A 25591-nucleotide genomic window follows, 5' to 3' on the forward strand; every position below is an offset into this window, starting at 1 on the left:
TGTATATGTCAGCGGCGACAGCTATGTCGATCACCCTTCTTTCGGCGCGGCGATAATCACGCGCGTGCTCGAGGACTGCGGAATGCGCGTGGCGTTTCTCGCGCAGCCCGACTGGAGGAAGACGCGTGATTTTACACAGTTCGGCAGGCCGCGTCTGGGCTTCATGGTGTCGGCTGGAAACATCGACAGCATGGTTGCCCACTACACCGTCGCCAAGCGCAAGCGTCACGACGACGCCTACACCGCAGGCGGCAAAAACGGCAGACGTCCCGACAGAGCGGTCACGGTCTACTGCCGCAAAATCAGAGAATGCTACCCCGACAGCCCGATAATCATCGGCGGACTTGAGGCTTCTCTGCGGCGGTTCGCGCACTACGACTACTGGAGCGACAGTGTCATGCCGTCGATACTCTTTGACAGCGGCGCGGATTTGCTCGTCTACGGCATGGGCGAGCTGCAGACTGTTGAGATCGCAAAGCGACTAAGCGAAGGCTACCCGGCTGAAGCGCTGCAGGATATCCGCGGCACCTGCTTCAAGGTGAGGACGAAGGACTACGTGCCGAAGTCAGCGGTCGAGCTGCCCTCATATGAGCGCGTCCGCGAGAGTAAACGCGACTACGCGATCGCCGCACGGCGAGAGCTCGAGGAAGCCGATGCGGTCAGAGGAAAGACGCTTATCCAGCGGCACGGAAATTACCTCCTGCTGCAAAATCCGCCTATGCCGCCGCTTGATACCGGGCAGCTCGACTGGGTATATTCGCTGCCGTATATGCGGTGGTACCCTGAGTGCTACGAGAAACAGGGCGGAGTGCCGGGCGTCAGGGAGGTTGAGTTCTCGATAACTCACAACCGCGGCTGCTTCGGCGCGTGCAACTTCTGTTCGCTCGCGTTTCACCAAGGGCGAGCCGTCACCGTCCGCAGCGAGGAGAGTGTGATAAAGGAAGCCGGGAGCTTTCTTGAGAATCCGCGCTTCAAGGGCTACATAAGCGACGTAGGCGGCCCGACGGCAAACTTCCGCCTGCCGTCCTGCGAAAAGCAGCTCAGGCTCGGACTCTGCAAGAACCGCAAGTGCTTGGCTCCGACGCCGTGCCCGAATATGCAGGTGTCGCACAGTGAATACCTCGGTTTGCTGCGAAAGCTGCGCTCGCTCGACGGCATAAAGAAGGTATTTATCCGCAGCGGAATCCGCTTTGACTACCTAATGGAGGACGAGAGCGACGAGTTTTTCTCGGAGCTGATAAAGCACCACATCAGCGGCCAGCTCCGCGTCGCGCCCGAGCACTGCTCGGCGGCGGTTCTAGACAAGATGGGCAAGCCGCATATCGAGGTATACAAACGCTTCTGCGACAGGTTCTACTCTCTTACGGGCAGGGCAAAGAAGGATCAGTACGTCGTGCCGTATCTCATGAGCAGCCACCCCGGTTCGCGCCTTAAGGACGCGGTAGAGCTTGCCTTGTTCTGCAAGGCTGAGAATATCCACCCGAAGCAGGTGCAGGACTTCTATCCCACACCGGGCACGATCTCGACGGCGATGTTCTACACGGAGCTTGACCCGTACACCCTCGAGCCTGTCTACGTGCCGAAAGCCGAGAGCGAGAAGGCTATGCAGCGCGCGCTGCTGCAGTATTTCATACCCGAGAACAAGCCGCTCGTTGTCAAGGCGCTGATAAAGGCGGGACGGCGCGATCTGATCGGCAGCGGCAAGAAATGCCTCGTCACGGCACCCGCGGGAATGGCGGATAAACAGAAGCCCAAAAAGAATAAGTATTCGCGGTACTCGCGCAAGAAAAAATAGCCTTTTGCGCAAATAACGCCGAAAATTATGCATTATTAACTAAAAAAGCCTTGACCGAAATGTGTTTAGAGGCTATAATATAAAAGTATTAACGTAAGAAAGGAATAGATTGATGGGAGTATATGAGGAACTCATTGCAAGAGGTCTGATTGCTCAGGTAACAGACGAAGAAGAAATAAGAGAACTGGTCAACACAGGCAAGGCGGTATTTTATATCGGCTTTGACCCCACGGCCGACAGCCTTCACGTAGGCCACTTCATGGCGCTCTGCCTGATGAAGCGCCTGCAGATGGCAGGCAACAAGCCTATCGCGCTTCTCGGCGGCGGTACAGGAATGATCGGCGACCCGTCGGGACGTACCGATATGCGCCAGATGCTCACAAAGGAACAGATCCAGCACAACGTAGAGTGCTTCAAGAAGCAGATGAGCCGTTTTATCGACTTCTCCGACGGCAAGGCTCTGATGGTTGACAACGCCGAGTGGCTGCTCGACCTCAACTACGTAGAGCTTCTCCGCGAGGTAGGCGCGTGCTTCTCCGTAAACAGAATGCTCGCGGCAGAGTGCTACAAGCAGAGAATGGAGAGAGGCCTTAGCTTCCTCGAATTCAACTATATGATCATGCAGTCCTACGACTTCTACGCTCTCTATCAGCGCTACGGCTGCAACATGCAGTTCGGCGGCGACGACCAGTGGAGCAATATGCTCGGCGGTACGGAGCTTATCCGCCGCAAGCTTGGCAAGGACGCTTACGCCATGACTATCAACCTGCTTCTCAATTCCGAGGGCAAGAAGATGGGCAAGACACAGTCGGGCGCAGTATGGCTCGACGCCGAAAAGACAAGCCCATATGATTTCTATCAGTACTGGCGCAACATCGACGACGCGGACGTTGTCAAGTGCCTCAAGATGCTGACCTTCCTGCCTCTCGACGAGATCGAGGAGCTCTCAAAGCTCGAGGGCAGCGAGATCAACAAGGCTAAGGAGATCCTCGCTCACGAGCTGACAGAGATGATCCACGGCAAGGAAGAGGCTGACAAGGCTCAGGAGGCAGCGCGCGCACTGTTCGGCAGCAAGCAGAACACCGACAACATGCCTTCAACCGAGCTTGAGGACGCAGACTTCGGCGACGACGGAATCGGCGTGCTCGACCTGCTCTCAAAGTGCGGACTTATCCCATCAAAGAAAGAGGGCAGACGTCTTATCGAGCAGGGCGGCGTATCGCTCGACGACGAGAAGGTGACCGAGGCTACCGCAAGGGTTACGAAGGAAGCGTTTGAAAAGGGCTTCGTCGTAATCAAGAAGGGCAAGAAGGTATTCCACAAGGCGATACTGAAATAATATTGGATTCAGGCAGAGTTTTCTGCTAATTTATAAAAAAGAGGAAAGAAGGAAAGTATCAATGAAAAAATTCTTCGGTGAGTTCAAAGAATTCATCAGCCGCGGCAACGTGCTCGACCTCGCAGTCGGCGTTATGATCGGCGGCGCGTTCAACGCGATCGTAACCGCACTCTGCGAAAAGATCATCACTCCGCTGATCAATCTCATCATCGGCACGATCGCGGGCAAGAGCATCGAGGAGATGACCAGCATGCTCAAGGTCGGCCCCGCCGACAACCCGATCGATTTCGGCGCGTTCATCGCCGCGATCATCAACTTCATCATCATGGCGTTCATCATCTTCCTGATCGTTAAGGGCTTCAACAAGCTCGCTTCTCTCAAGAAGAAGGAAGAAATCGAAGAAGCGCCCACAACAAAGGTTTGCCCGTTCTGCTGCAGCGAGATCGACATCAAGGCTACAAGATGCCCGCACTGCACAAGCGAACTCGACAAGAAGTAATAATAATTTTTCGCATAAAAAAGCGTGCGCACCTTGTGCGTGCGCTTTTTTCAGCCATCGCTCGTGCGCACGCAGGGCGCAACTGAGCGGGCAATACAAATAAAACGAGGTAATGAAAGGCTTCTGCCGATCATTACCTCTTTTTTTCTTTTATAGAATGAAATAAAACACCACGCCCGCGGTAATCCCTATCAGCGCGCCGACGACAACGTCGCGGATAAAGTGCGCGCCTGCCATAACGCGCGACGCTTCGATCATCGAGGCGAAGCACAGCGCGACAATGCCGAGCGGAAGGTTCACGCTGAGAAAGGTCATCGCGATGATGTACGCGCTCGCGGTGTGGCGGCTGGGCATGCTCTTGCGGACGGTTGTCTTGTGGAACACGGAGTCCATGCCGTACTTCTCGTAAGGGCGTTCCTCGTTGATCACGACTCGCATCACCGTTACCAGAATCAGCACACCGAGCGGCACCAGAATCAGCTTCTGCCACTCTATCCCGTAGCCGATCTCAAAGAACTTGTAGATCAGCAGGGCAGGGTAGGCGACGAACACGATGTACGGCAGCGCCTTGTATATTATCAGTAAAAATGTATTAGCGATTTTGTTCTCGGAAAAAAACCGCACAGTTGTTTCGTAGCGTTTTCTGTTCATAGTTCAACTTCCTCGGCATTATTCTATCACACTCAGCCGACGATTTCAACACCGTATTTTTCGAACCAGTAATCAAGCTCGATGATGTACGCGAGGATCTGCGGAGCCTTCATCAACTGACCGTACCACGGCTCAGTAACGCTCTCGGGACGCTCGATAATATCCTCCACCGTTTTTTTGTCGAGCATTTCGGTGAGAACATTATTCTTTTGCAGAATTAACCGCACGCGCTTGGCACATTCCTCAAAGTACACGGGGTTGTGGGTTTTGGGGTACGGAGATTTTTTGCGCCACGCGATCTCCTTTGGCAGAACGTCCTCAAACGCCTTGCGCACGATCCCCTTTTCTCTGCCGCCGTAAGCCTTGAGCTTCCACGGCATGTTGTAGGCGTACTCAACGAGCCTGTAGTCGCAGAACGGCACTCGCACCTCAAGACCGCTGTACATCGAGCAGCGGTCTTTTCTCTCGAGAAGGCACTGCATGAACCAGTAGAAGTTGAGGAAGAACATCTCGCGCATTCTCGCTTCAAGCCTACTGTCTGTGCTCAGCTTCGGCGCTATTGAGATCGTGTCGAGGTAACGCTGCCGCACGTACTCCTCGCCGCGCGGCAGTAAGCCCTTCTTGAGCAGCTTTCGCCGAACGTCCTGACTCCGCGACCATGGAAAGCAGTCCTCAAAGAGAATGTCCTTGTTGTGGTACCACGGATAACCGCCGAAGAGCTCGTCGGCGCATTCTCCCGAGAGCGCGACGGTATAGTCCTTCTTTATCTCGCGGCAAAAGAGCAGCAGCGAAGAGTCGACGTCCGCGTATCCCGGCAGGTCGCGCGCTTCAACGCTGTCATAAAGAGCGTCTGCGAGGAGCTTGTTGTCGAGGATAACCTCGCGGTGCTTCGTGTCCGCGTCCCTGACCATCAGTCCGATGTAGTCTGAGTCCTTGTTCGGCTGAAACAGGCTCTTTTGGAAGAACTCCGCGTTGTCGCGGTATTCCACCGAGTAGGTGTGGACTCTGCCCATGCGGTTCTCGCGGTGGTACATCGCGGCGGTTTTGACGATGATCGAGCTGTCTAAGCCGCCCGAGAGGAAAAGGCACCTCGGCACGTCGCTGATGAGCTGCCGCTGTATCGCGTCTGTCAGCAGATATCGCGTGGTTTCGATAGTTTCCGCTTCGTTCTCGCCGTGCTCGCGCGCTTCGATCGAGAAATAAGTCCTGCGCCTGAGCCGCCCGTTTTTGTAGACGGCGCACTCACCGGGGTTCAGCTCAAAAACGCCCTTAAACACTCCGCACGAGGGAGTTCTCGCAGGGCCGAGGAAGAATATTTCGTTCAGTCCCTGCTCGTCGATCTGCGGCTTGACAACTCCGCTTTTGAGCAGGGCTTTTATCTCGGAGCCGAAGATAAGTCCGCCGTCGTACTCATGATAGAACAGCGGCTTTACGCCGATTTTATCGCGGCAGAGAAAGAGCGTCCTGTCGCGCGTGTTGAAAACGGCGAAGGCAAATATTCCGTTGAGCTTTTCGGGGCACCTCTCGCCGTACTGAATGAAGGCTTTTAGCACGACCTCCGTGTCGCTGTGACCGCGGAAGTGAAAGCCCTTTGAGCGCAGCTCCTCACGCAGCTCCTCGGTGTTGTACAGCTCGCCGTTGTAAACGATGACATATGTCGCGTCGCCGTGACGCGCCGCCATCGGCTGTTTGCCGTTCTCGCGGTCGATAACGACAAGGCGGCGGTGTATAAGCGCGACGTCGCCGTTGAGGTAGATACCGTTTTCGTCGGGGCCTCGCCGCGTGAGAGTTTCAGACATCGCCTGCAGCGTCTCGCGCCTTTCCGTCATCATACAGTCCTTTTCGATCCAGCCCGCTATTCCGCACATAAAAATTACCTCCTGAGTTGATTTCGCAGTGTGAACAGAAAGCACACCGCGACTGTCAGCAGCGCCGCGCCCGAGAGCGCGCTGCCGCCGAAAAAGCCCGAACTGTCCACCGCCGCCGTCGAGAACACAGCCGTCTTTCTGACAAAGAGCCGCAGCCCGAAATGTGTCAGCAGAGCGGTGATCAGTCCTTGCAATATTCGGATAAAGAAAAATAACAACCTGTTGATTTTCAGCTCGCCGAGTGCGGCGAAAATCTGAAAGTGCACGCATAATCCGCCGAAGCCCACAGCGAAAGCGCAGAACTCTATCGGGCAGCCGCCGACCAGCTTCACCGCCGTGCATACCTCGAGCGAGGACAAGAGGTACCGCCGCACATCCTCATTCTGAATGACAATATCGAGTATGCCGCCGAACGCGCCGAACAGCACCGCCAGACCGCCGATACTCACCATGCTGACCGCCGCGCCGTGAGCAGCCTCAACAAGAGCTGTGCCGAAGGGCAGAGGCGTGAAGCGAACAGCTGCAGCCGGTGATTTATTATTCCGAAAAAGAATATTTGCTCCGACGGTGAGCAGTACGACCGAAGCCGCCTGAGCCGTGTAGATAATCAGCCCGACCGTTTCGTCGCCGTACATGCTGCCGACGAACCCTAGCAAAAATCCCGGCCCTGCGCAGACAAGGCAGTAGGCGGCGGTTTTCGCCTGCGATTCACTTAGCTGACCGCTGCGGTACATCTCGGCAGCCGCTTTAGCGCCGACAGGGTAGCCGCCGATAAGCGATAGCAGCATGACGGGCATGAGCGGAAGCCTGCTGCCGCCGAACCTGCACAGCCCGAGCTTCACCGCCAGTCCTGCCGCCGCCATAAAGGGGAAGAGCGACGGAACGAGCACGCCGAGACATAGGTTCAGTCCCTCGGCGGCGCCTTTTTTGCAGCCCTCCGGGAAAATGATCATCAGCGCAAAGCAAAGGGCAGCCGTGACCGCCGCGCCGATTGCTCCAAAACGCCGCGTGGAAATCCGTGCAAACATCACATCACCGCTAATATATATGACCGCTGCCGCATAAATATTTCCCGTAGGGGGTAATTTTCCCCGAAAAGGAGATGCTTTTATGAAAAAGAACCTCAGCGCGGTGCAGCTCGACCTCGGAACTGCGCCGCTGATTGAGATGAGCGGCAACCGCCGCGTAAACGTCGAGGGTTCAACGGGAATCCTGCTCTACGAAACGAGCAACATCAAGGTCAGCACGAACCGCATGGTGCTCTCGTTCGAGGGACGCGGGCTGAGCGTGCGCTGTATCTCGGGCTCGTGCGTCGAAATCGAGGGCTTCATCACAAAAATCGAGTTTATCAGCTGAGGTGGGAGTATGTTAGTCGGAGTTGTCAGATGGTTCCGCGGCTATGTCGGCTTCACGGCGAAGGGCAGGTTTCCCGAGCGGCTGCTCAACCTCGCCGCCGTGCGCGGAGTTAATATCGCAGATCCCCGTCCGGTTGAAGGCGGAGTCAGCGGAATAATGTCGGTGTCCGATTACCGCCGCGTCCGTCCGCTCGCGAGGAAGGCAAGAGTCCGCATGAGGGTGACGAAGCGCCGCGGTCTGCCCTTCGCTGTTCGAAAGTACCGCGGCAGGCTCGGGCTGTTCGTCGGCGCGGCGCTGGGTGCGGTTCTTATCGCGGTGCTCTCGCAGTTTCTTTGGTCGTACCGTATCCTCGGCGCGGACAGCATGAGCGAGCAGCAGATACGACGCGTACTCGCCGAAAACGGAATATCGGTTGGCACGTATCTCGGCAATCTCGATGTTGAGCCGATAGAGCGGCATATCCTGCGCGACCTCGACGGTATAACGTGGGTCAGCGTCAATATTATGGGCTGCACCGCCGACGTCGAGGTGCGTCAGAAGGCTCAGAAGCCCGAGATACAGAGCATGGAGCCGTGCAATATAGTCGCGTCCGCCGACGGAGTGATCACAAAGCTCAAGGTGCGCGAGGGCTTTGCCACTGTCAAGGAGGGCAGCGGAGTCGCAAAGGGCGAGCTTATCGTCAGCGGCTTCAACCCGACAAAGCAGGGAGGTGTGAGATATATGCACGCCGACGCGGATATCTACGCTGATGTTATTTCCAATAGAGAATTAAAAATTCCCAAACAGTACGATTATTATTCTTTAACAGAAAATAAAATAGACCGCACGCGCCTGAGGTTCCTCTGGTTCGAGCTGCCCGCGTCGCTGAGCTTCGGAAGCTGCCTGTACCGCACGGTGACAGTCCGCGACAATTCTCTCGTGCTCAACGGCACAGTCCTGCCTGTCGGAACGAGCGTTGAGACCTCGCATGAGCTCGAGCAAAAGCACGCCGCGACCGACAAGGCTGCTGCACGGGAGATTTTCCGAAACGACGAGCTGCTGTATGAGGCGTTTTCACGTCCCGACAGCCGGCCTGTAAGCCGCAGCCTGACCGTCAGCGAGAGCAAGGACGGCTTTTCCTGCGAATTCAACTGCGTATTCAATGAAAATATTGCCGAAACAGCCGAATTCAGCGTGACAGAGGACTGATTATATGTTACAATAAAAAAAGCGGAGCTTTTCCGCACCGAAACGGAGGCTTAATTTATGCGAATTTTATGTATCGGCGACGTGGTAGGCAGCGCGGGCTGTCAATTTCTGCGCTCGAAGCTGCCCGCGCTCAAGCGGTTCCACGGAGTTGATCTGGTAATATGCAACGGCGAGAACTCAGCCGACGGCAACGGAATAACGCCGCAGTCGGCGCAGTATCTCTTTGACAGCGGCGTCGACGCGCTCACCCTCGGCAACCATACCTTCCGCCGCAGGGAGGTCTATGAGCTGCTCGACGAAAATCCCTTCATAGTCCGACCCGCAAACTACCCCTCAAAGTCCACGCCCGGCAAGGGGATTATCAACATCGACACCGGCAGGCGGATCGTCACGCTCATTAACCTCATGGGCAATCTCGGCGTCGAGGACGGACTCGAGAACGCCTTTGAGTGCGCGGACAGAATGCTCGAGCAGGCTGAGAGCAAAATCATCATCGTCGACTTTCACGCCGAGACCACGAGCGAGAAGCGCGCGATGGGATATTATCTCGACGGCAGGGTTTCGGCTATGTTCGGCACACACACCCACGTTCAGACCTCGGACGCTCAGGTTCTCCCGAAGGGCACGGGCTACATCACCGACGTCGGAATGACGGGAGTTATCCACTCAGTCCTCGGCGTAAAAACCGAAATAATCATCAACCGCCTCAAAACCAAGCTGCCCGAGCGGTTCGAGCAGGCAGCGGGCAAGTGCTCGATGGAGGCTGTGCTGTTCGAAGTTGATGACAAAAGCGGAAAGTGCGTAACTGCTGAAAGTTTGCGCATAGAGTAATAAAATTTTACAGAGAAAATACGTATTAATATCTGTTTTAACTATTGAAAAATTTGCAGAAACCTTGTATAATAGGTATGTTTGATAGAATGTCATTTTTCTTATGTTTACAAAAAGGACGTGCAGCTTATGATTAACGGTGAGATGCTAAAGCAGGCAATTATCTCCGGCGCCCACAATATCAGCGCCCAGAAGAATCACATCAACGATCTCAATATCTTCCCCGTACCCGACGGCGACACAGGTACAAATATGTCGATGACCGTAATGGCGGCGGCGAAGGCTCTCGAGGACTGCGACAGCACAAACGCGGGCGAGGTAGCTCAGCTTGCAGCAAAGGCGATGCTTCGCGGCGCGAGAGGCAACTCGGGCGTAATCACCTCGATCCTGTTCCGCGGCTTTGGTCAGGGACTCAAGGACATGGAGGAGGTCAACGGCAAGAACATTGCCGCAGCTCTCGGAATCGGCGTTGACGCTGCCTACAAGGCGGTAACGAAGCCTGCCGAGGGTACTATCCTCACTGTAGCCCGCATGGCATACGAGGCAGGCGTTGAGGCTTCCAAGGAGAACCACAACGCGCTCTATGTATGGCAGACCATCGTCAACAAGGCAAACGACGCACTGGCTCTCACTCCCGAGCTTCTCCCTGTACTCAAGAAGGCGGGCGTAGTAGACGCGGGCGGCAAGGGTCTTTGCACGATCTTCGAGGGCATGCTCACCTTCTTCCGCGACGGCGAGGTAATTCCCTACGAGGAGACAACAGCTCCTACGGTCGATACCTTCGAGAGCGCTGCGGCTGAGTTTGACGACGACATCGAATTCACATACTGCACTGAAATCATCGTCGGCAGAGATACCGAGTGCACACTCGATCCCGACGACCTTCGCACATATTTACAGACGATCGGCGACTGCGTAGTCGTAGTCAACGACGAGGAGATCATCAAGGTTCACGTTCACACCGAGACTCCTAACGTAGTTCTCGAGCAGGGTCTTACATACGGCCAGCTCTTAGCCGTCAAGGTTGAGAACATGAAGGAGCAGCACAAGAATGCCAAGAAGGCAAGCAAGAAGTCCAAGAAGGCGAAAAAGGAGAAGTTCGAGTTCGCAGAGCCCACTGAGGATATCGGATTTGTCGCAGTCGCGGCAGGCGAGGGCATGAAGAACCTCTTCAAGGAGCTTGGCTGCGTCAACGTCGTATCGGGCGGACAGAGCATGAACCCCAGCACCGACGATATCTACGAGGCTGTTCTCGCGACGCCTGCGAAGAACGTCATCGTGCTTCCCAATAACAAGAACATCATTCTCGCGGCTGAGCAGACCGTGCCCATGGTCAACGACAGAAACGTCATCATCGTTCCCACCAGAACGATTCCGCAGGGCATGACTGCGCTTCTCAACTTCGACCCCGAGATTTCCGCCGACAGCAACGCCCAGCTGATGATGGACGCGGCTCGCAACGTCGGAACGGGACTTGTAACCTTTGCGGCGCGCAACAGCGAGTTCGGCGGCAAGAAGATCAAGGAAGGCGACATCATCGCCCTCGAGAACGGCAAGCTCACCATCACCGAGAAGAGCGCCGTCAAGGCTCTCGTAAAGCTCGCCAAGAGCATGGTTACCCGCGACACCTCGTTCATCACCCTGATTTACGGCGAGGACGTCGAGGAGGAGGACGCTCAGAAGGCGTTTGACGAGCTTCAGGACAAGTTCGGCTCACGCGCGGACATCTCTCTCGTCAAAGGCGACCAGCCCGTTTACTACTTCATTCTCAGCATCGAGTAATTTCAACAGAATATTGCGGTCAGCGTCCGGCGGTGATTCGCCTATGCTGACCGTTTTTTATTACCAACTAAAAAATCGGAGCGCAAGCGACCCGAAATTTTCCATTTTTCATTTTCGATTTTCAATTAAAAACTATGCCATCTTTATTCAAAACACCCGTTTCCGCTCTTTCGGGGGTGGGGCCAAAGCGAGCCGAGCAGTTTGAAAAGCTCGGAATATCCTCAGTCGGCGAGCTGATACAGTTCTATCCCCGAGCCTACGAGGACTGGAGCGAGGTCACGCCCATCGCCGATATCACCGAAGAGGGCACCTACTGCGTCAAGGCGGTTGTCGGCTCCGCGGTATCAAACACGATGCTCGCGGGCGGAAGGTTCATATGCAAGACCACCGTCTACGACGACACGGGCACCGTAAAGCTCGTCTTTTTCAATAACAAGTACATAAGCCAGATGCTCGCCTACGGAGCGGAATATTTCTTTTACGGAAAAATAACCTTCGACAGCTACGGCTCCCAGATGGTCGCTCCCGCGTTTTCACCGGCGCGTCAGGGGCCTCATATCCACCCTGTTTACCGTTCTACCGCGGGGCTGAATTCAAAGACAATAGAGGGTGCGGTGCAGAAGTCGCTGAAAATGCTGCCCGAAACGGTCGGCGATCCGCTGCCCGAGGGTATCAGGAAGAAGTTCGACCTCTGCGGACTGCGAAAGGCGATAGAGGATATCCATTTTCCCAAAACAACCGCCGACCTCGAGTACGCGCGCAGAAGGCTCGTCACCGAGGAGCTTGTCGTGCTCAATCTCGGAATGCGCAGCCTGCGCGACCACAGCCGCACGCTCAGCGGCGTGAAGATACACGAGGACTTCTCCGCTCAGTTCGAAGAGCTGCTTCCGTTTGAGCTGACGGGCGCGCAGAAGAGGGCGATTGCCGACTGCGTTAACGATATGCTCAGTAAGCCGTCCCAGATGAACCGCCTTGTACAGGGCGACGTCGGCTCGGGCAAGACGGCGGTTGCCGCGTCGGTCTGCTTCACCGTGATAAAGAACGGCTTTCAGGCGGCGTTCATGGCGCCGACCGAGATTCTCGCTGCACAGCACTACGAGACCTTCCAAAAGCTCTTGGAGGGTACGGGAGTCACTGTCGGACTGCTGACAGGCTCACTCAGGGAGAGCGATAAGAAGCGCGTCCGCTCAGGCCTCGCCGACGGCACGATACAGCTCGTGATCGGCACTCACGCGCTTATCACCGACAAGACGGAGTTCAATAATCTCGGACTTGCGGTAACCGACGAACAGCACCGATTCGGAGTCGCACAGCGCGCGAAGCTGCTTTCAAAGGGCGACAATCCGCACCTGCTAGTAATGAGCGCGACGCCGATTCCACGCACACTCGGGCTGATAATCTTCGGCGACCTCGATATCTCGGTAATCGACGAGCTTCCGCCAAACCGAAAGCCCGTCCGCACGGTTCTGCTGCCTGCATCGGGACGCGGCAGGATATATAAGTTTATCCGCGAGGAGGTCTCGCGCGGCAGGCAGGCGTACATCGTCTGTCCGCTCGTCGAGGAGGGCGAGCTCGAGGGCGTAGCCTCAGCCGAGGAGTACGCCGCCGAGCTGATGCTAAAGTACTTCCCCGATATACCCGTCGGCGTGGTTCACGGAAAGCTCAAGCCCGCCGAAAAGGACGCCGTCATGGACGGTTTTGCCAGGAATGAATACAAAATACTCGTCGCGACAACCGTGATCGAAGTCGGGGTTGACGTTCCGAACGCCTCTGTCATGCTCATAGAAAACGCCGAGCGGTTCGGGCTTTCTCAGCTCCACCAGCTCCGCGGCCGCGTCGGCAGAGGAGATGCGCAGTCCTTCTGCGTGATGATAAGCGACCGCATGAATCAGGTCACGCGTCAGCGTCTGGAGGTCATGTGCTCGACCAACGACGGCTTCAAAATCGCCGACGAGGACTTGAAAATGCGCGGACCGGGCGACTTCTTCGGAGAGCGCCAGCACGGACTTCCGCAGCTCGCCATAGCCGATTTTGCCGATACGAAGAGCCTCGAGCTCTCGCAGAAGATCGCCGACGAGATCATGTTCCGATACAAAGACCTCCGCAGCGATGAGCTTCGGCTGCTCAACGCCGAAATCGACAGGCTGTTCAGCCGCGGCGGTCACAATACGATGAATTAGGAGTGAGTATATGAAAAAGTTCATTTGCGTACTGTGCGCGCTCTGTGTGCTGCTCGGTGCGGCGACCCTGCCCGCAGGCGCAATCAGCTTCTCAAACAACGTCGTCACCCGCTCAAAGTCGATTCTCATGGTTAACCGCGACATCGGTCAGGTTGTGTTTGAGCAGGACGCCGACGAGAAGCGCTATCCGGCATCTACCACCAAGATAATGACCTACATCGTCGCCTACGAGCACATCGACGACATCGAAAACACCCGTATCCCGATCAAGAAGTCGGTTCTCGACAAGCTCAAGGGCACCGACAGTTCCTCCGCGAACCTTGCCGACCACGTGGGCAAGAAGATGAGCGCGATCGACCTGCTCTATTCGATGATGGTACCCTCGGGCAACGACGCGGCGCTGACTCTCGCAGATTACGTCGGCGACGGCGATATCGACAAGTTCGTCGACATGATGAATGAGAAGGCAGACGAGCTCGGCTGCGAGAACACCCACTTCATGAATCCCGACGGTCTCCACGACGACGACCACTACACCACAGCGCGCGACCTCTACAAAATCACCACCTACGCGCTGACGCTGCCGCACTTTTTCGAGATATCGAATACCACGGAGTACAAGTGCGAGGGTGACGAATACGCCCTGACCACCACAAACTACCTGATTGACCAGTACCGCGGCGGCGAGTATTACTACCAGTACGCCGAGGGCGTCAAGACAGGTACCACAGATGAAGCAGGCCGCTGTCTTGTCACCACCGCCTCAGCCGACGGCAACTCATATATCCTTATCCTTCTCGGCGCTCCGTACAAGGCGGGCGAGATGGAGGAGTACTACACCTTCACCGACGCTGCCGATTTGTTCCGCTGGGCGCTCGTTGACCTCCAGATGCAGACGATCAAGTCCACCCAGACTCCGATCTGCGAGGCAAAGGTCAAGCTCGCCTGGGGCAGGGACAAGGTGACCCTCGTTCCCGAGAAGAACCTCAATGCCGTAATGCCAAAGGATCTGACGCCTGAGAATATCGTTGTTGAAACCAATGTTGACGAGGTGATATCCGCTCCTCTCAGGACAGATACGCCCGTAGGTACCGCGGCAGTCTACTACGTCGACACAAAGACAGGCGACAAGCAGATCGTAGCTACGGTAAACCTCGTGCCATCTGAGAATCTCGACCGCAGCGGAATCCTCGCGGTGCTCGACGTAATCGGCACGATCTTCCGGTCCTACTGGTTCATTGTCATTATTGTGGCGATCCTGCTCATCCTTGCAGGCTACGTCATCGCAGGCAAGATCCACCGCAACAGACAGAGAAAGAGAAGGAAGGTCAAGAAGTACCGCAACTTCTGATGTAATTAAATTGTAAACAATATGTAGTTGTAATTCACAACATCTTGTGGTATAATTTCTTTATGGAATTATTATAAGAAAATATAGTATCACAAAGACGGGGTGACAGGTTATGAAATGTCCATATTGCAGCTTTGAGGAGAGCAAGGTTATCGACTCGCGATCGGCGGACGACGGAGAGAGGATCCGCCGCCGCAGGGAATGCCTGAAATGCGGCAAGCGCTTCACCACCCATGAGGTGATCGAAACCGTTCCGATCATCGTCGTAAAGCGCGACAAGTCCCGCGAGGTGTTCGACCGCAACAAGCTCACCGCGGGCATTCTCCGCGCCTGTGAAAAGCGCCCTGTATCACTCACTCAGATCGAGGAAATGGTCGACAGGATAGAGGCGAAGATCCAGAGCATGCTCGACCGCGAGATCACAACCCGCCAGATAGGCGAGCTCGCGATGGAGGAGCTGAAGACAGTCGACGAGGTATCCTACGTGCGCTTTGCGTCGGTTTACCGCCAGTTCAAGGACATCAACACCTTCCTCGAGGAGCTCAACAAGCTGCTCACCGAGAAACAGTAATACTATTTAAAGAGCAAAGGCCGCCCGATCGGGCGGCTTTTTTGGTTGTTGAAATGAAAAATAAAAATCGGAGCGAAGCGACCCTTAATTTTCCATTTTCAATTTTCAATTATCAAGAAAACTTCTTCGCCTGAGCGACAGCGAGCCTGTCGCATCGTTCGTTTTCGGGGTGACCGGCGTGACCCTTGACCCAGTTTATCTCGACCTGATGCCTGTCATACTGCCTGAGCAGCCTTTCCCAGAGGTCGGGATTCTGAGCCTTTTCCTTCTTGTTGCGCATCCAGCCCTGAGCCTGCCACTTCTTTGCCCAGCCGAGCTTGAGCGCGTTGCAGACGTACTGCGAGTCGCTGTACAGCTCGACCTCGCAAGGCTCCTTTAGCGCCTCCAGCGCGAAAATCACCGCGCATAGCTCCATGCGGTTGTTGGTGGTTTCACGCTCGCCGCCCGAAAGCTCCTTTTCCACTCCGTTGTACCTCAGTACGGCGCCCCAGCCTCCGGGGCCGGGATTGCCGCTGCACGCTCCGTCCGTATAGACCTGAACTCTTTTCATATGTATCTCCTTCTTGCATCTGATTGTCACGGATATATTTTCTCACAAATCGCCCATAATAACAAGAGGGCAGGGGAAATTTGGAAAAACTTTTTCATAATTCCAATAACATATTGACAGCAAAGCGGCGTTTGAGGTAAAATATACAATGTATATGTATGCTGAAATCAGTATACCCATTTTGGTTTTTATCCGTAATGGATTAATATATGATCGGAACAAATCTGAAGAATATGGAGGTAATTTTGTGAGCAAAGAACGCAATAACAGAAACTTTAAGCTCAAAAATACAAATATCGGGAAAGGGCAGGCAAAGTCCAAGAGCGCTAAAAGCTCGAAGCCGAAGGCAAACCGCCGGCCTCAAAGACCCACAAAGCCGTCTGTGAAGGTATCGTTCCTCGGTGGACTGAATGAGATCGGCAAGAACATCACCCTCATTGAGTGCGAGGGCGATATGATAATAATCGACTGCGGCATGGCGTTCCCCGACGGAGACATGCTCGGCGTCGACCTTGTAATCCCCGATTTCACCTATATCGAGCAGAACTTCGACAAGGTGAAGGGCATCGTGCTCACCCACGGCCACGAGGACCATATCGGCGGACTGCCTTATCTTCTCTCTCTCGTGAACATACCGATTTACGGCACGCCGCTGACGCTCGGACTTGTCGGCAACAAGCTCAAGGAGCACAGCCTGTTCAACAAGGCGAAGCTCAACGTCGTCAACGCCGGCGACACAATCAGACTCGGCTGCATGGAAGTCAAGTTCATTCACGTCAACCACAGCATTCCCGACGCGGTGGCTTTTGCTATCCGCACACCCGCGGGCACGCTTGTACACACGGGCGACTTCAAGATCGACTGCACGCCTATCCTTGGCGACGCTATCGACTTCTCGAGCTTCGCGCAGGCAGGCGACGAGGGCGTACTCGCACTTTTAGCCGAGAGCACCAACGCATCGCGTCCGGGCTTTACGCGCACAGAGAGGCTCGTGTCCGACAGCCTGAATATGCTTTTCAACAACGCGGCGAACTACCGCATTATCATCGCGACCTTCGCGTCGAATGTCAACCGCGTCCAGCAGATCATCGACTGCGCCGCGAAGTACGGCAGAAAGGTCGCCTTCTCGGGCAGAAGCATGGTCAACTACATGGACGTAGCCAAGAAGCTCGGCTACCTTAACGTGCCCGACAATATTCTGATCGACCTCGACATGCTCGACAAATATCCGCGCGAGCAGATCGTACTTGTCACGACGGGCAGTCAGGGCGAGCCGATGAGCGCGCTGTCGCGTATGGCGTACTCCGACCACCGCAAGGTCGTGGTGGGCGAGGGCGACTTCATCATCATCTCCGCGAATCCTATCCCCGGCAACGAAAAGACCGTCGGCAACGTAGTTGACGAGCTGCTCAAGCGCGGCTGCAAGGTCATCTACGAGTCTATGTACGACGTGCACGTTTCGGGTCACGCCTGCCAGGAGGAGCTGAAAATCATTCACCGCCTTGTCAGACCGAAGTTCTTCATTCCCGTCCACGGCGAGCAGAAGCATCTGCGCAAGCACGCCGACCTCGCCGAATTCCTCGGCATGGAAAGAAAGAACATCTTCATCGGCGACGTTGGCAGCACGGTTGAGATCAACGAGGACTACATGAAGGAGATCGCGCCCGTACCCGCAGGCAAGGTATTTGTCGACGGACTCGGCGTCGGCGACGTCGGAAGCATCGTTCTGCGCGACAGAAAGCACCTCGGACAGGACGGCCTGATCATCATCGTCGCCTCGCTCGACGTTTACGACGGCCATGTAATCAGCGGTCCCGACGTAGTTTCGCGCGGATTCGTATACGTGCGCGAGAGCGAGCAGCTGCTCGAGGAGGTGCGCAAGCTCGCGCTCGATATCCTTGAGGACTGCGCTGACAACAACATTCACGAGTGGGGCATCATCAAGAACCGCATCAAGGACGAGATCTCGAAGCTCATTGCACAGAGAACCCGCCGCGCGCCGATGATCCTCCCGATCTTACAGGAAGTATAAGGACGGTTTGGAAACTGCCGCTGACCCAAAAATACAATTCGGAGCGTAAGCGACCCGAAATTTTCAATTTTCAATTTTTCATTTTCAATTAACAAAAGGACTGCTATGAGAAAAAAACATTGGATGCTGTCGCCGTGGTTCATAATCTTCACGATTGTGATGCTGCTGATGACGACTATTTCCGCAAACTACAACATAATCGTGTTCTACGTTGAGCTGGGCATAACGGTGCTGTCGATTGCCGCCGTGATCGCGCTCAGCCTGCGTTTCAGCGCGTATATACGCGGAATAGTCAGGTCGACCGCGGACAGGATCAACGGCATCGACCGCGACTACCTCGAGCGCTACAAGTACCCCGTTGCCGTCGTCGGAATGGAGGGCGACATCGTGTGGTGCAACGCGCGGTTCCGCAAGGCGATCGGCGGACGCAGCCCCGAGGGCGACCATATCAACAACTATATATCAGGCTACGACATCGTCGATATCATAGACAGCGACGGCGTGGACGTAGCGGTAGACGGCAGGGAATTCACCGTCTACTGTCTCAATGCCGACGGCAGCACGGTCTGCCACTTCATTGAGAACACCTACTACAAGTCCACCGTCCGCGAGTACCACGCGTCGATCCCGTGCGTGGCGCTGATAACCTTCGACAACGCCGAGGACTTTGTTTCCAGCTCCGAGGAGTACTACTCCACCGTCGCGATCTCGGTCGAGGCGAATCTGCAGCGCTGGGCGAACGAGTACAAGGCGATGTACAAGAAGATCACCAACAACCGCTATATGATAATCTTCCGCGACGCCGACATCGACCACATGGTCAACCAGCGGTTCCCGATACTAAGGGATATCCGCTCGATCGGCACCGCGCGCCACATCGCGACGATATCCGTGGGACTTTGCCGCGGCAGCAAGACCGTCCGCGAGAGTGAGCTCAACGCGCGCAAGGCGCTGGAGATGGCTCTGGGACGCGGCGGCGACCAGGTAGCGATCATACGCGACAACACCTACGAGTTCTTCGGCGGAACGGCGGCTGCGGCAGAGAAGGTCAGCAAGGTTCGAATGCGCGTCATCGCGAACGCGATAAGCCGTGCCGTTGCCGACGCGGACAAGGTATACGTCATGGGACACCGCTTCTCCGACCTCGACTGCGTAGGCGCGGCGATCGGCATGCAGTGCATCATGGACAAGACCTTCAAGAAGTACAGCAAGGTCGTCATAAACCGCGAGACCTCGATGGCGCAGCAGCTTATCGAGTACACCGACGAAAGGCTCGAGAGCGATATCTACACCACTCCCGAGGAAGCGCTCAGAGGTATCACACCGAAATCGCTTCTGATCATCGTCGACACCCACCTTGCGACCTCTCTCGAGAGCCGAGAGCTATACGAGAGGGCAAAGAAGATCGTCGTTATCGACCACCACCGCAAGGCGGTCAATTACATAAACAACGCGCTCGTGTTCTGTCATGAGCCGTCAGCTTCGTCAGCGTGCGAGATGTGCTGCGAGATCATCAGCTACCTCGACGACAAGCCGCTCGGCTACATTCAGGCTGACGCGCTGCTCTCGGGCATAATGCTCGACACCAAGAACTTTGTGCTCAAGACGGGCGTGCGCACCTTCGAAGCGGCGGCGTATCTCAGGCGCAAGGGCGCGAATACCCTCACGGTAAAGGAGCTGTTCTCGGGCAGCATCGATACATACCGCGAGAAGGTCGACATCGTAGTCCGCAGCGAGGTTCACCGCGGCTGTGCGATCTCGACCTCAGACAAGCTCACCGACGACATACGTCTCGCGTCTGCGCAGGCGGCTGACGAGATGCTCACCCTCAAGGGTATAGTCGCGTCGTTCGTAATCTTCGGCGACCACAAGAAGATAAACATCTCCGCGCGCAGCTACGGACGGATAAACGTCCAGCTAATCATGGAAAAAATGGGCGGCGGCGGCCACCAGACAATGGCGGCGACCCAGCTTTACAATTCGTCCATCGAGGAAGCGCGAAAGCAGCTGACGGAAGCTATCGACAACGTGCTTGACGAAGCCGAGGAGGACAACTCCGACAAACAAAATAAACCAAAAAAGGACTGATATAAATGAAAGTAATTCTTCTGCAGGACATAAAGGCACTCGGCAAAAAGGGCGAGCTCGCTGAGGTGAGCGAGGGCTACGGCAGAAACTACCTGCTGCCCAAGAAGCTCGCTAAGGAAGCCAACGCACAGGCTATGAACGAGTACAAGAACGCCGAGAACTCCAAGAACTACAAGATCGCCACCGCCAAGGCTCAGGCTGAGCAGGACAAGCAAAAGCTCGAGGGCAAGGTGTTCAAGATGAAGGCGAACGGCAACAACGGCAAGCTCTTCGGCAGCATCACCTCAAAGCAGATCGCCGAGGAGATCAAGAAGCAGTACGGCATCGCCGTCGACAAGCGCAAGGTCGTGCTCGAGCGCGACATCAAGGAATTCGGCACCTACAAGGCGGAGGTCAAGCTCTACACAGGCATCTCCGCGTCGATTGACGTACAGGTTTCCGAGGCGTAATCATGGCTGAGGAGTTCACTTCCGACCTCGGCGTAATGCCATACAACACCATGGCTGAGCAGAGTGTTCTCGGCGCGATATTGCTCGAGAGCTCGATGCTCGACGAGGTGCTCGACTTCATCAAAAGCCCCGATTATTTCTACGTCGGCGTCCACAAGCTGATGTACAGGGAAATGATGCTGATGATGAACAACGGCATTCCCGTCGACCCCGTAACGCTGATCGACAGGCTCGAGGGCAATCCCGAGTTTGAGAGCAGCGGCGGCAAAACCTACGTTATCAATATTGCGGACTCCTGTCCGTCCTACAGCAACGCGGGACAGTACGCGCGTATCGTCGCGGACAAGTACAAGCTCAGACAGCTTATCACAGCGTCAAGGGCGATCATCGACGACGCCACCGAGGGAGCCGAGGACACCTCGCTGATTCTCGACGCCGCCGAGCAGAGATTGTTTGATATCCGCAGCGACGAGAACTCCAAGGGACTCGAGCGCATCAATTCGGTTATCTTGCAGACATTTGACCGCCTCGACGACCTCAATTCCGAACGCGACAGCAACACCCGCGCGATTCCGACGGGTATCGGCGACCTCGACCGCATGATCACGGGACTCAACCGCAGCGACCTCATCATTCTCGCCGCCCGTCCCGGTATGGGCAAGACGAGCTTTGCGCTGAACATCGCGCGCAACGTCGCCTGCCAGTCAAAGAAAACCGTCGCGTTTTTCTCTCTCGAAATGTCGCGCGAGCAGCTCGCGAGCCGACTTCTGTCGTCCGAGGCTCTCGTCAGCGGCACAAAGCTGCGCACGGGCAAGCTCGACAACAGCGACTGGGGAAGGCTTATCCCTGCGAGCGACGTGCTCAAGAACGCCGACCTCTACCTCGACGACACCTCGACTATCACGATCACCGAAATGAAGGCGCGCCTGAGAAGGCTCAAGCAGGTCGATCTTGTTGTCATCGACTACCTCCAGCTAATGGCGAGCGGCAGACGTATCGACAACCGCGTGCAGGAGATCTCCGCGATCACCCGAAACCTCAAAATCATGGCGAAGGAGCTCAACGTCCCGATCATCACGCTCTCGCAGCTTTCGCGTGCGTCCGAGCAGCGCACGGGCGACCACCGTCCTCAGCTCTCAGACCTGCGTGATTCGGGTTCGATCGAGCAGGACGCGGACATCGTGCTCTTCCTCTACCGCGAGGGCTACTACGACCGCGAAAACGGCGACAATCCGACTCCTCAGGCGGATATGAACTCGGGCGAGTGCATCGTCGCGAAGAACCGTCACGGCGAGACCAGCACCGTCAACCTCCACTGGCAGGGCGAGTTCATGCGCTTCACGGGCATGGAGAAGAAGTATGACGCATAAGGCTCTCTCGACCTGCGAAAAATATAAATTGCTCGAAGACGGCGGCACAGTGCTTGTCGCTCTTTCGGGCGGAGCGGATTCCACCGCTTTGCTTCACTTTCTTTATTCCGTAAAAGAAAAATACAACCTCACGATTCTCGCCGCCCACCTTAACCACGGCATTCGCGGCGAGGAAGCAGACCGCGACGAGCGGTTTTGCAAAATTCTCTGTGAGAAATATAATATACCTTTTTATACCAAGACCCTCGATATTCCCGCTCTGTCAAAGCAGCGCGGCGTCAGCGAGGAGCTTTGCGGCAGAGATGAGCGCTACGCCTTTCTCGGAACGCTCGCCGAAGCGCATAACGCAAGAATCGCCACCGCCCACAACGCTGATGACAACGCCGAGACCTTGATATTCAACCTCGCGCGGGGAAGCTCTCTTCGCGGCGCGGCAGGCATTCCGCCGAAGCGCGGCAGGATCATCCGTCCGCTGATCGAGGTCACGCGTGCTCAGATCGAGGAGTACTGCGCGGAGAACGGGCTTGACTTCGTCACCGACAGCACAAATCTCGGAGATGAGTACACCCGAAACAAAATCCGCCACCATGTGATTCCCGTACTTCGTGAGCTGAATCCGTCGTTTGAAGCTGCGGTAACGCGCTTTACCGACACGGCAGCCGAGGTCTCGGATTACCTCGACATTCAGGCGGACGCCGCTCTCACAGCCGCCGAAACCGACTACGGATATTTCGCGGACAGGCTGCTTGACAACCACCCGGCCGTCCTGAAAACGGCAATTAATATTCTGTTAAAGAAATATTATATTCAAACCGATTCCAAGAAGCTCGGACTTATCGCTGATATCCTCAGAAACGGCGGCGCTGCAGAGCTTAGCCGCGAATATACCGCGGTTTGCAGGCGCAATATATTCTGTATCGCCGGCAGCGGCAGCCCAGAGATGCCTGAAGTCGAGCTGCGCGGCAGCGTGAGCTTCAGCTTTATAGACAAGCTCGTCGCCGCGTCGATAGATAATTCTAATAAAGAAAATAAAACCCTGATTTTCCGCACCCGCCGCGAGGGAGATATGTTTTCTTTCCAAAAAAGAAATATAACCAAATCTCTCGGCAAGGCTCTGCGCGAGATTGGAGTACCCTCAAAGCTCAGGGACAGCGTGATCTGCCTGTGTGAGGGCAGCGTTGTACTCTGGTGCGAGGCGCTGGGATATTCAACTCAGGGTAAAATATACACCCAAAACCAAAATCTAACCATTGAACTGAACGGGGAGAAGTGCTATGATGTTACACAAGGACGTTGAATCCGTACTGCTTTCGCAGGAAAAACTTGAAAAAATTGTGAAGTCCCTTGCAAAACAGATAGAAAAAGATTATAATGACAAAGAGTTTATGATGGTCGGACTGCTCAAGGGCAGCGTCGCGTTCATGGCGGATCTGATGAAGCGCGTGAATCTCGACTTTTCGATCGACTTCATGGTTGCCTCGAGCTACGGCAGCGGCACCGAAAGCTCGGGCAGGGTCAAGATCGTCAGCGACCTCACTCTGCCTGTTCAGGGCAAGGATGTTCTGGTGGTTGAGGACATCATCGACTCGGGCAACACCCTCAACTTCGTCATGAACTATCTTATGACAAAGGGCGCAAATTCCGTCAAGGTCTGCACCCTCTGCGACAAGCCCTCACGCCGCAAGGTACCTCTCGTACCGGATTACTGCGGCGCCGAGATCCCCGACGAGTTCATCGTCGGCTACGGCCTCGACTATGCCGAGAAATACCGCAACCTGCCTTATATCGGAATCCTCAAACGTTCCGTTTATGAATGATACAGACGGCGGCGACCCCGCGGTCAACAAACCCAAGGAGTGTGAAATAATTTGGACAATAAAAAGAGGACGCGCAACCTGCTGCTCTATCTCGCAATCCCGATTGTGCTGATTGTTGTCGCGGCGATTTTTCTGAGTACGCGCCAGTCGGATTCACCAAAGACATCCGAGCTTGTGCAGTACTTCATCGACGACAAGGTTGACAGCTACACTATCAACTACGGCTCGGGCGCTGTCGAGATCACCCTCAAGGAGGGCGAGAAGGCGTATCCCAAGACCGAGGAGAGCGCGGCGAGCAATCCGCTGACAGCTCTCGCGGGCACAGACCAGCAGACAGACTCAAAGTCCAAGGTCGTCGTCAAGGGACAGCTTGCCGATATCCGCCTCTTCATCGAGGAGATAAACGAGAAGTCGTCGCCCGACGAGCCTGTAAAGTACAACTACATCCGCGCGAGCGACAATTCGTTCCTGCTCGAGCTTATCCCGACGATCATTATGGTCGCAATCTTCATCGGAGCGTGGATATTCCTGATGAAGCGCATGGGAAGCGGCGGCATCGGCAGAGAGATGAATTTCGGCAAGGCAAAGATCAAGAACACCAACGACGAAAAGCGCAAGACGACCTTTGACGACGTGGCAGGAGCCGACGAGGAGAAGGAAGAGCTTGCCGAGGTCGTCGAGTTCCTTAAGAACCCCGAGAAGTTCAACAAGTTAGGTGCCCGCATTCCCAAGGGCGTACTGCTCGTAGGCCCTCCCGGAACAGGTAAAACCCTTCTCGCGCGCGCAGTCGCGGGCGAGGCAGGCGTACCGTTCTTCTCGATTTCGGGTTCGGATTTTGTAGAGATGTTCGTCGGCGTAGGTGCGTCGCGTGTCCGCGACCTCTTTGACCAGGCGAAGAAGAACGCGCCCTGCATTATCTTTATCGACGAGATCGACGCCGTCGGCAGACAGAGAGGCGCAGGTCTCGGCGGCGGCAACGACGAACGCGAGCAGACCCTTAACCAGCTTCTCGTGGAGATGGACGGCTTCGGCGTGAACGAGGGCGTAATCCTCATCGCCGCGACCAACCGTCCCGACGTACTCGACCCCGCGCTTCTCAGACCGGGACGCTTCGACCGTCAGGTTGTAGTAAGCTATCCCGACGTCAACGGCCGTGAGGCTATCCTCAAGGTTCACGCGCGCAAGAAGCCTCTTGCGCCCGACGTAAAGCTGCGCACGATCGCAAAGACCACCGCGGGCTTCACAGGAGCCGACCTCGAGAACCTGCTCAACGAGGCGGCGCTTCTCGCGGCACGTGCCGACAAGAAGGCGATCACCATGAAGGAGATCGAGGAAGCAACCATCAAGGTCGTTGTCGGCGCGGAGAAGAAGAGCAAGGTCATGAGCGACAAGGAGAAGAAGCTCACCGCCTATCACGAGGCAGGTCACGCTATCCTCTTCGACGTGCTCGAAACGCAGGATCCCGTTCACGAGATTTCGATTATTCCCCGCGGAATGGCTGGCGGCTACACAATGCCTCTGCCCACCGAGGATAAGTCATACAATTCGCGCAGTGAGATGCTCGAGGATATCGTGGTATCCCTCGGCGGACGCGTTGCCGAGGCGCTGATCCTCGACGACATTTCCACAGGCGCGTCCAACGACATTGAGCGCGCAACAAAGACCGCGCGCGCAATGGTCACCAAGTACGGCATGACCAAGGAGCTCGGCTGCGTCAACTACGGCTCCGAGAGCGGCAGCGTATTCCTAGGCAGGGATATGGCGCGCACTCAGGACTACAGCGAGGCGACTGCGGCGAAGATCGACGAGCTTGTTCTCGAGATCGTAAACGACGCGTACGCGCGTGCCGAGAAGCTCCTCAGCGAGAATATCGA

General features: G+C 55.7%; 21 protein-coding genes. 17 read left to right on the forward strand and 4 right to left on the reverse strand.

Annotation, left to right across the window (positions count from 1 at the left end; all coding sequences use genetic code 11):
* The 3 genes from JKK62_RS09325 to mscL form a co-directional block, all read left to right on the forward strand.
* Positions 1 to 1795: YgiQ family radical SAM protein (locus tag JKK62_RS09325; protein WP_201427666.1), on the forward strand; the 1795-nt coding region annotated here is incomplete at its 5' end.
* Between the two features lie 112 nt (positions 1796 to 1907).
* Entirely contained in the window at positions 1908 to 3134 is a 1227-nt protein-coding gene (gene tyrS / locus JKK62_RS09330; RefSeq protein WP_186834317.1) for a tyrosine--tRNA ligase, read from the forward strand.
* A 61-nt stretch (positions 3135 to 3195) separates the two neighbouring features.
* A complete protein-coding gene (mscL, locus tag JKK62_RS09335; protein WP_186834316.1) occupies positions 3196 to 3633 on the forward strand; it encodes a large conductance mechanosensitive channel protein MscL in 438 nt (145 codons plus the stop codon).
* A gap of 150 nt (positions 3634 to 3783) precedes the next feature.
* Here the strand turns inward: mscL and JKK62_RS09340 are convergent, their stop codons facing one another.
* From JKK62_RS09340 to JKK62_RS09350, 3 genes are read right to left on the reverse strand one after another with little or no spacing between them, the layout of a single operon-like run.
* Entirely contained in the window at positions 3784 to 4284 is a 501-nt protein-coding gene (locus JKK62_RS09340; RefSeq protein ID WP_186834315.1) for a phosphatase PAP2 family protein, read from the reverse strand.
* A gap of 32 nt (positions 4285 to 4316) precedes the next feature.
* Positions 4317 to 6152, reverse strand: a complete 1836-nt coding sequence (gene asnB, locus JKK62_RS09345; RefSeq protein ID WP_201427667.1) for an asparagine synthase (glutamine-hydrolyzing) — start codon at positions 6150 to 6152, stop codon at positions 4317 to 4319.
* A 5-nt stretch (positions 6153 to 6157) separates the two neighbouring features.
* Entirely contained in the window at positions 6158 to 7180 is a 1023-nt protein-coding gene (locus tag JKK62_RS09350; RefSeq protein ID WP_186834313.1) for a hypothetical protein, read from the reverse strand.
* Positions 7181 to 7262: 82 nt separating this feature from the next.
* Between JKK62_RS09350 and JKK62_RS09355 the strand changes: the two genes are divergently transcribed.
* From JKK62_RS09355 to nrdR, 7 genes are all read left to right on the forward strand, one after another.
* Positions 7263 to 7508 carry a YabP/YqfC family sporulation protein gene (locus JKK62_RS09355; RefSeq protein ID WP_186834312.1) on the forward strand — a complete coding sequence of 82 codons (246 nt, stop codon included), beginning with the start codon at positions 7263 to 7265 and terminating at the stop codon, positions 7506 to 7508.
* A 9-nt stretch (positions 7509 to 7517) separates the two neighbouring features.
* A complete protein-coding gene (locus JKK62_RS09360; RefSeq protein ID WP_201427668.1) occupies positions 7518 to 8696 on the forward strand; it encodes a sporulation protein YqfD in 1179 nt (392 codons plus the stop codon).
* A 57-nt stretch (positions 8697 to 8753) separates the two neighbouring features.
* Complete coding sequence (locus tag JKK62_RS09365; protein WP_186834310.1) at positions 8754 to 9527, forward strand: TIGR00282 family metallophosphoesterase; 774 nt, start codon at positions 8754 to 8756, stop codon at positions 9525 to 9527.
* 129 nt (positions 9528 to 9656) lie between these two features.
* Positions 9657 to 11309, forward strand: a complete 1653-nt coding sequence (locus JKK62_RS09370) for a DAK2 domain-containing protein (protein ID WP_186834309.1) — start codon at positions 9657 to 9659, stop codon at positions 11307 to 11309.
* 134 nt (positions 11310 to 11443) lie between these two features.
* Positions 11444 to 13489 (forward strand): ATP-dependent DNA helicase RecG, encoded by a 2046-nt coding sequence (gene recG / locus JKK62_RS09375; RefSeq protein WP_201427669.1) that lies wholly within the window; start codon positions 11444 to 11446, stop codon positions 13487 to 13489.
* Positions 13490 to 13499: 10 nt separating this feature from the next.
* Positions 13500 to 14840, forward strand: a complete 1341-nt coding sequence (locus JKK62_RS09380) for a D-alanyl-D-alanine carboxypeptidase family protein (RefSeq protein WP_201427670.1) — start codon at positions 13500 to 13502, stop codon at positions 14838 to 14840.
* A 112-nt stretch (positions 14841 to 14952) separates the two neighbouring features.
* Positions 14953 to 15411: a transcriptional regulator NrdR gene (gene nrdR, locus JKK62_RS09385; protein WP_186834306.1), complete on the forward strand. Its 459-nt coding sequence runs from the start codon at positions 14953 to 14955 to the stop codon at positions 15409 to 15411.
* 112 nt (positions 15412 to 15523) lie between these two features.
* Here nrdR and rnhA read toward each other — a convergent pair whose 3' ends face one another.
* Positions 15524 to 15961 carry a ribonuclease HI gene (gene rnhA, locus JKK62_RS09390; RefSeq protein ID WP_186834305.1) on the reverse strand — a complete coding sequence of 146 codons (438 nt, stop codon included), beginning with the start codon at positions 15959 to 15961 and terminating at the stop codon, positions 15524 to 15526.
* Between the two features lie 247 nt (positions 15962 to 16208).
* On the opposite strand from rnhA, the gene JKK62_RS09395 reads away from it, so the two are divergent.
* The 7 genes from JKK62_RS09395 to ftsH all read left to right on the forward strand — a co-directional run.
* On the forward strand, positions 16209 to 17993 hold the full coding sequence (locus JKK62_RS09395; RefSeq protein ID WP_366503277.1) for a ribonuclease J: 1785 nt from the start codon (positions 16209 to 16211) through the stop codon (positions 17991 to 17993).
* Between the two features lie 105 nt (positions 17994 to 18098).
* Positions 18099 to 20081 (forward strand): GGDEF domain-containing protein, encoded by a 1983-nt coding sequence (locus JKK62_RS09400; RefSeq protein WP_186834303.1) that lies wholly within the window; start codon positions 18099 to 18101, stop codon positions 20079 to 20081.
* A 5-nt stretch (positions 20082 to 20086) separates the two neighbouring features.
* Positions 20087 to 20530: a 50S ribosomal protein L9 gene (gene rplI, locus JKK62_RS09405; RefSeq protein WP_186834302.1), complete on the forward strand. Its 444-nt coding sequence runs from the start codon at positions 20087 to 20089 to the stop codon at positions 20528 to 20530.
* A 2-nt stretch (positions 20531 to 20532) separates the two neighbouring features.
* Positions 20533 to 21900 carry a replicative DNA helicase gene (dnaB, locus tag JKK62_RS09410; RefSeq protein ID WP_201427672.1) on the forward strand — a complete coding sequence of 456 codons (1368 nt, stop codon included), beginning with the start codon at positions 20533 to 20535 and terminating at the stop codon, positions 21898 to 21900.
* Positions 21890 to 23197, forward strand: a complete 1308-nt coding sequence (tilS, locus tag JKK62_RS09415) for a tRNA lysidine(34) synthetase TilS (protein ID WP_201427673.1) — start codon at positions 21890 to 21892, stop codon at positions 23195 to 23197. Before dnaB ends, tilS begins: the two co-directional genes overlap by 11 nt.
* Entirely contained in the window at positions 23175 to 23717 is a 543-nt protein-coding gene (gene hpt, locus JKK62_RS09420; protein ID WP_201427674.1) for a hypoxanthine phosphoribosyltransferase, read from the forward strand. The genes tilS and hpt overlap by 23 nt, the downstream gene beginning before the upstream one ends.
* 51 nt (positions 23718 to 23768) lie before the next feature.
* The coding region (ftsH, locus tag JKK62_RS09425; protein ID WP_201427675.1) for an ATP-dependent zinc metalloprotease FtsH at positions 23769 to 25591 on the forward strand (1823 nt) is incomplete at its 3' end.

This window comes from Ruminococcus difficilis (genome assembly GCF_016680995.1).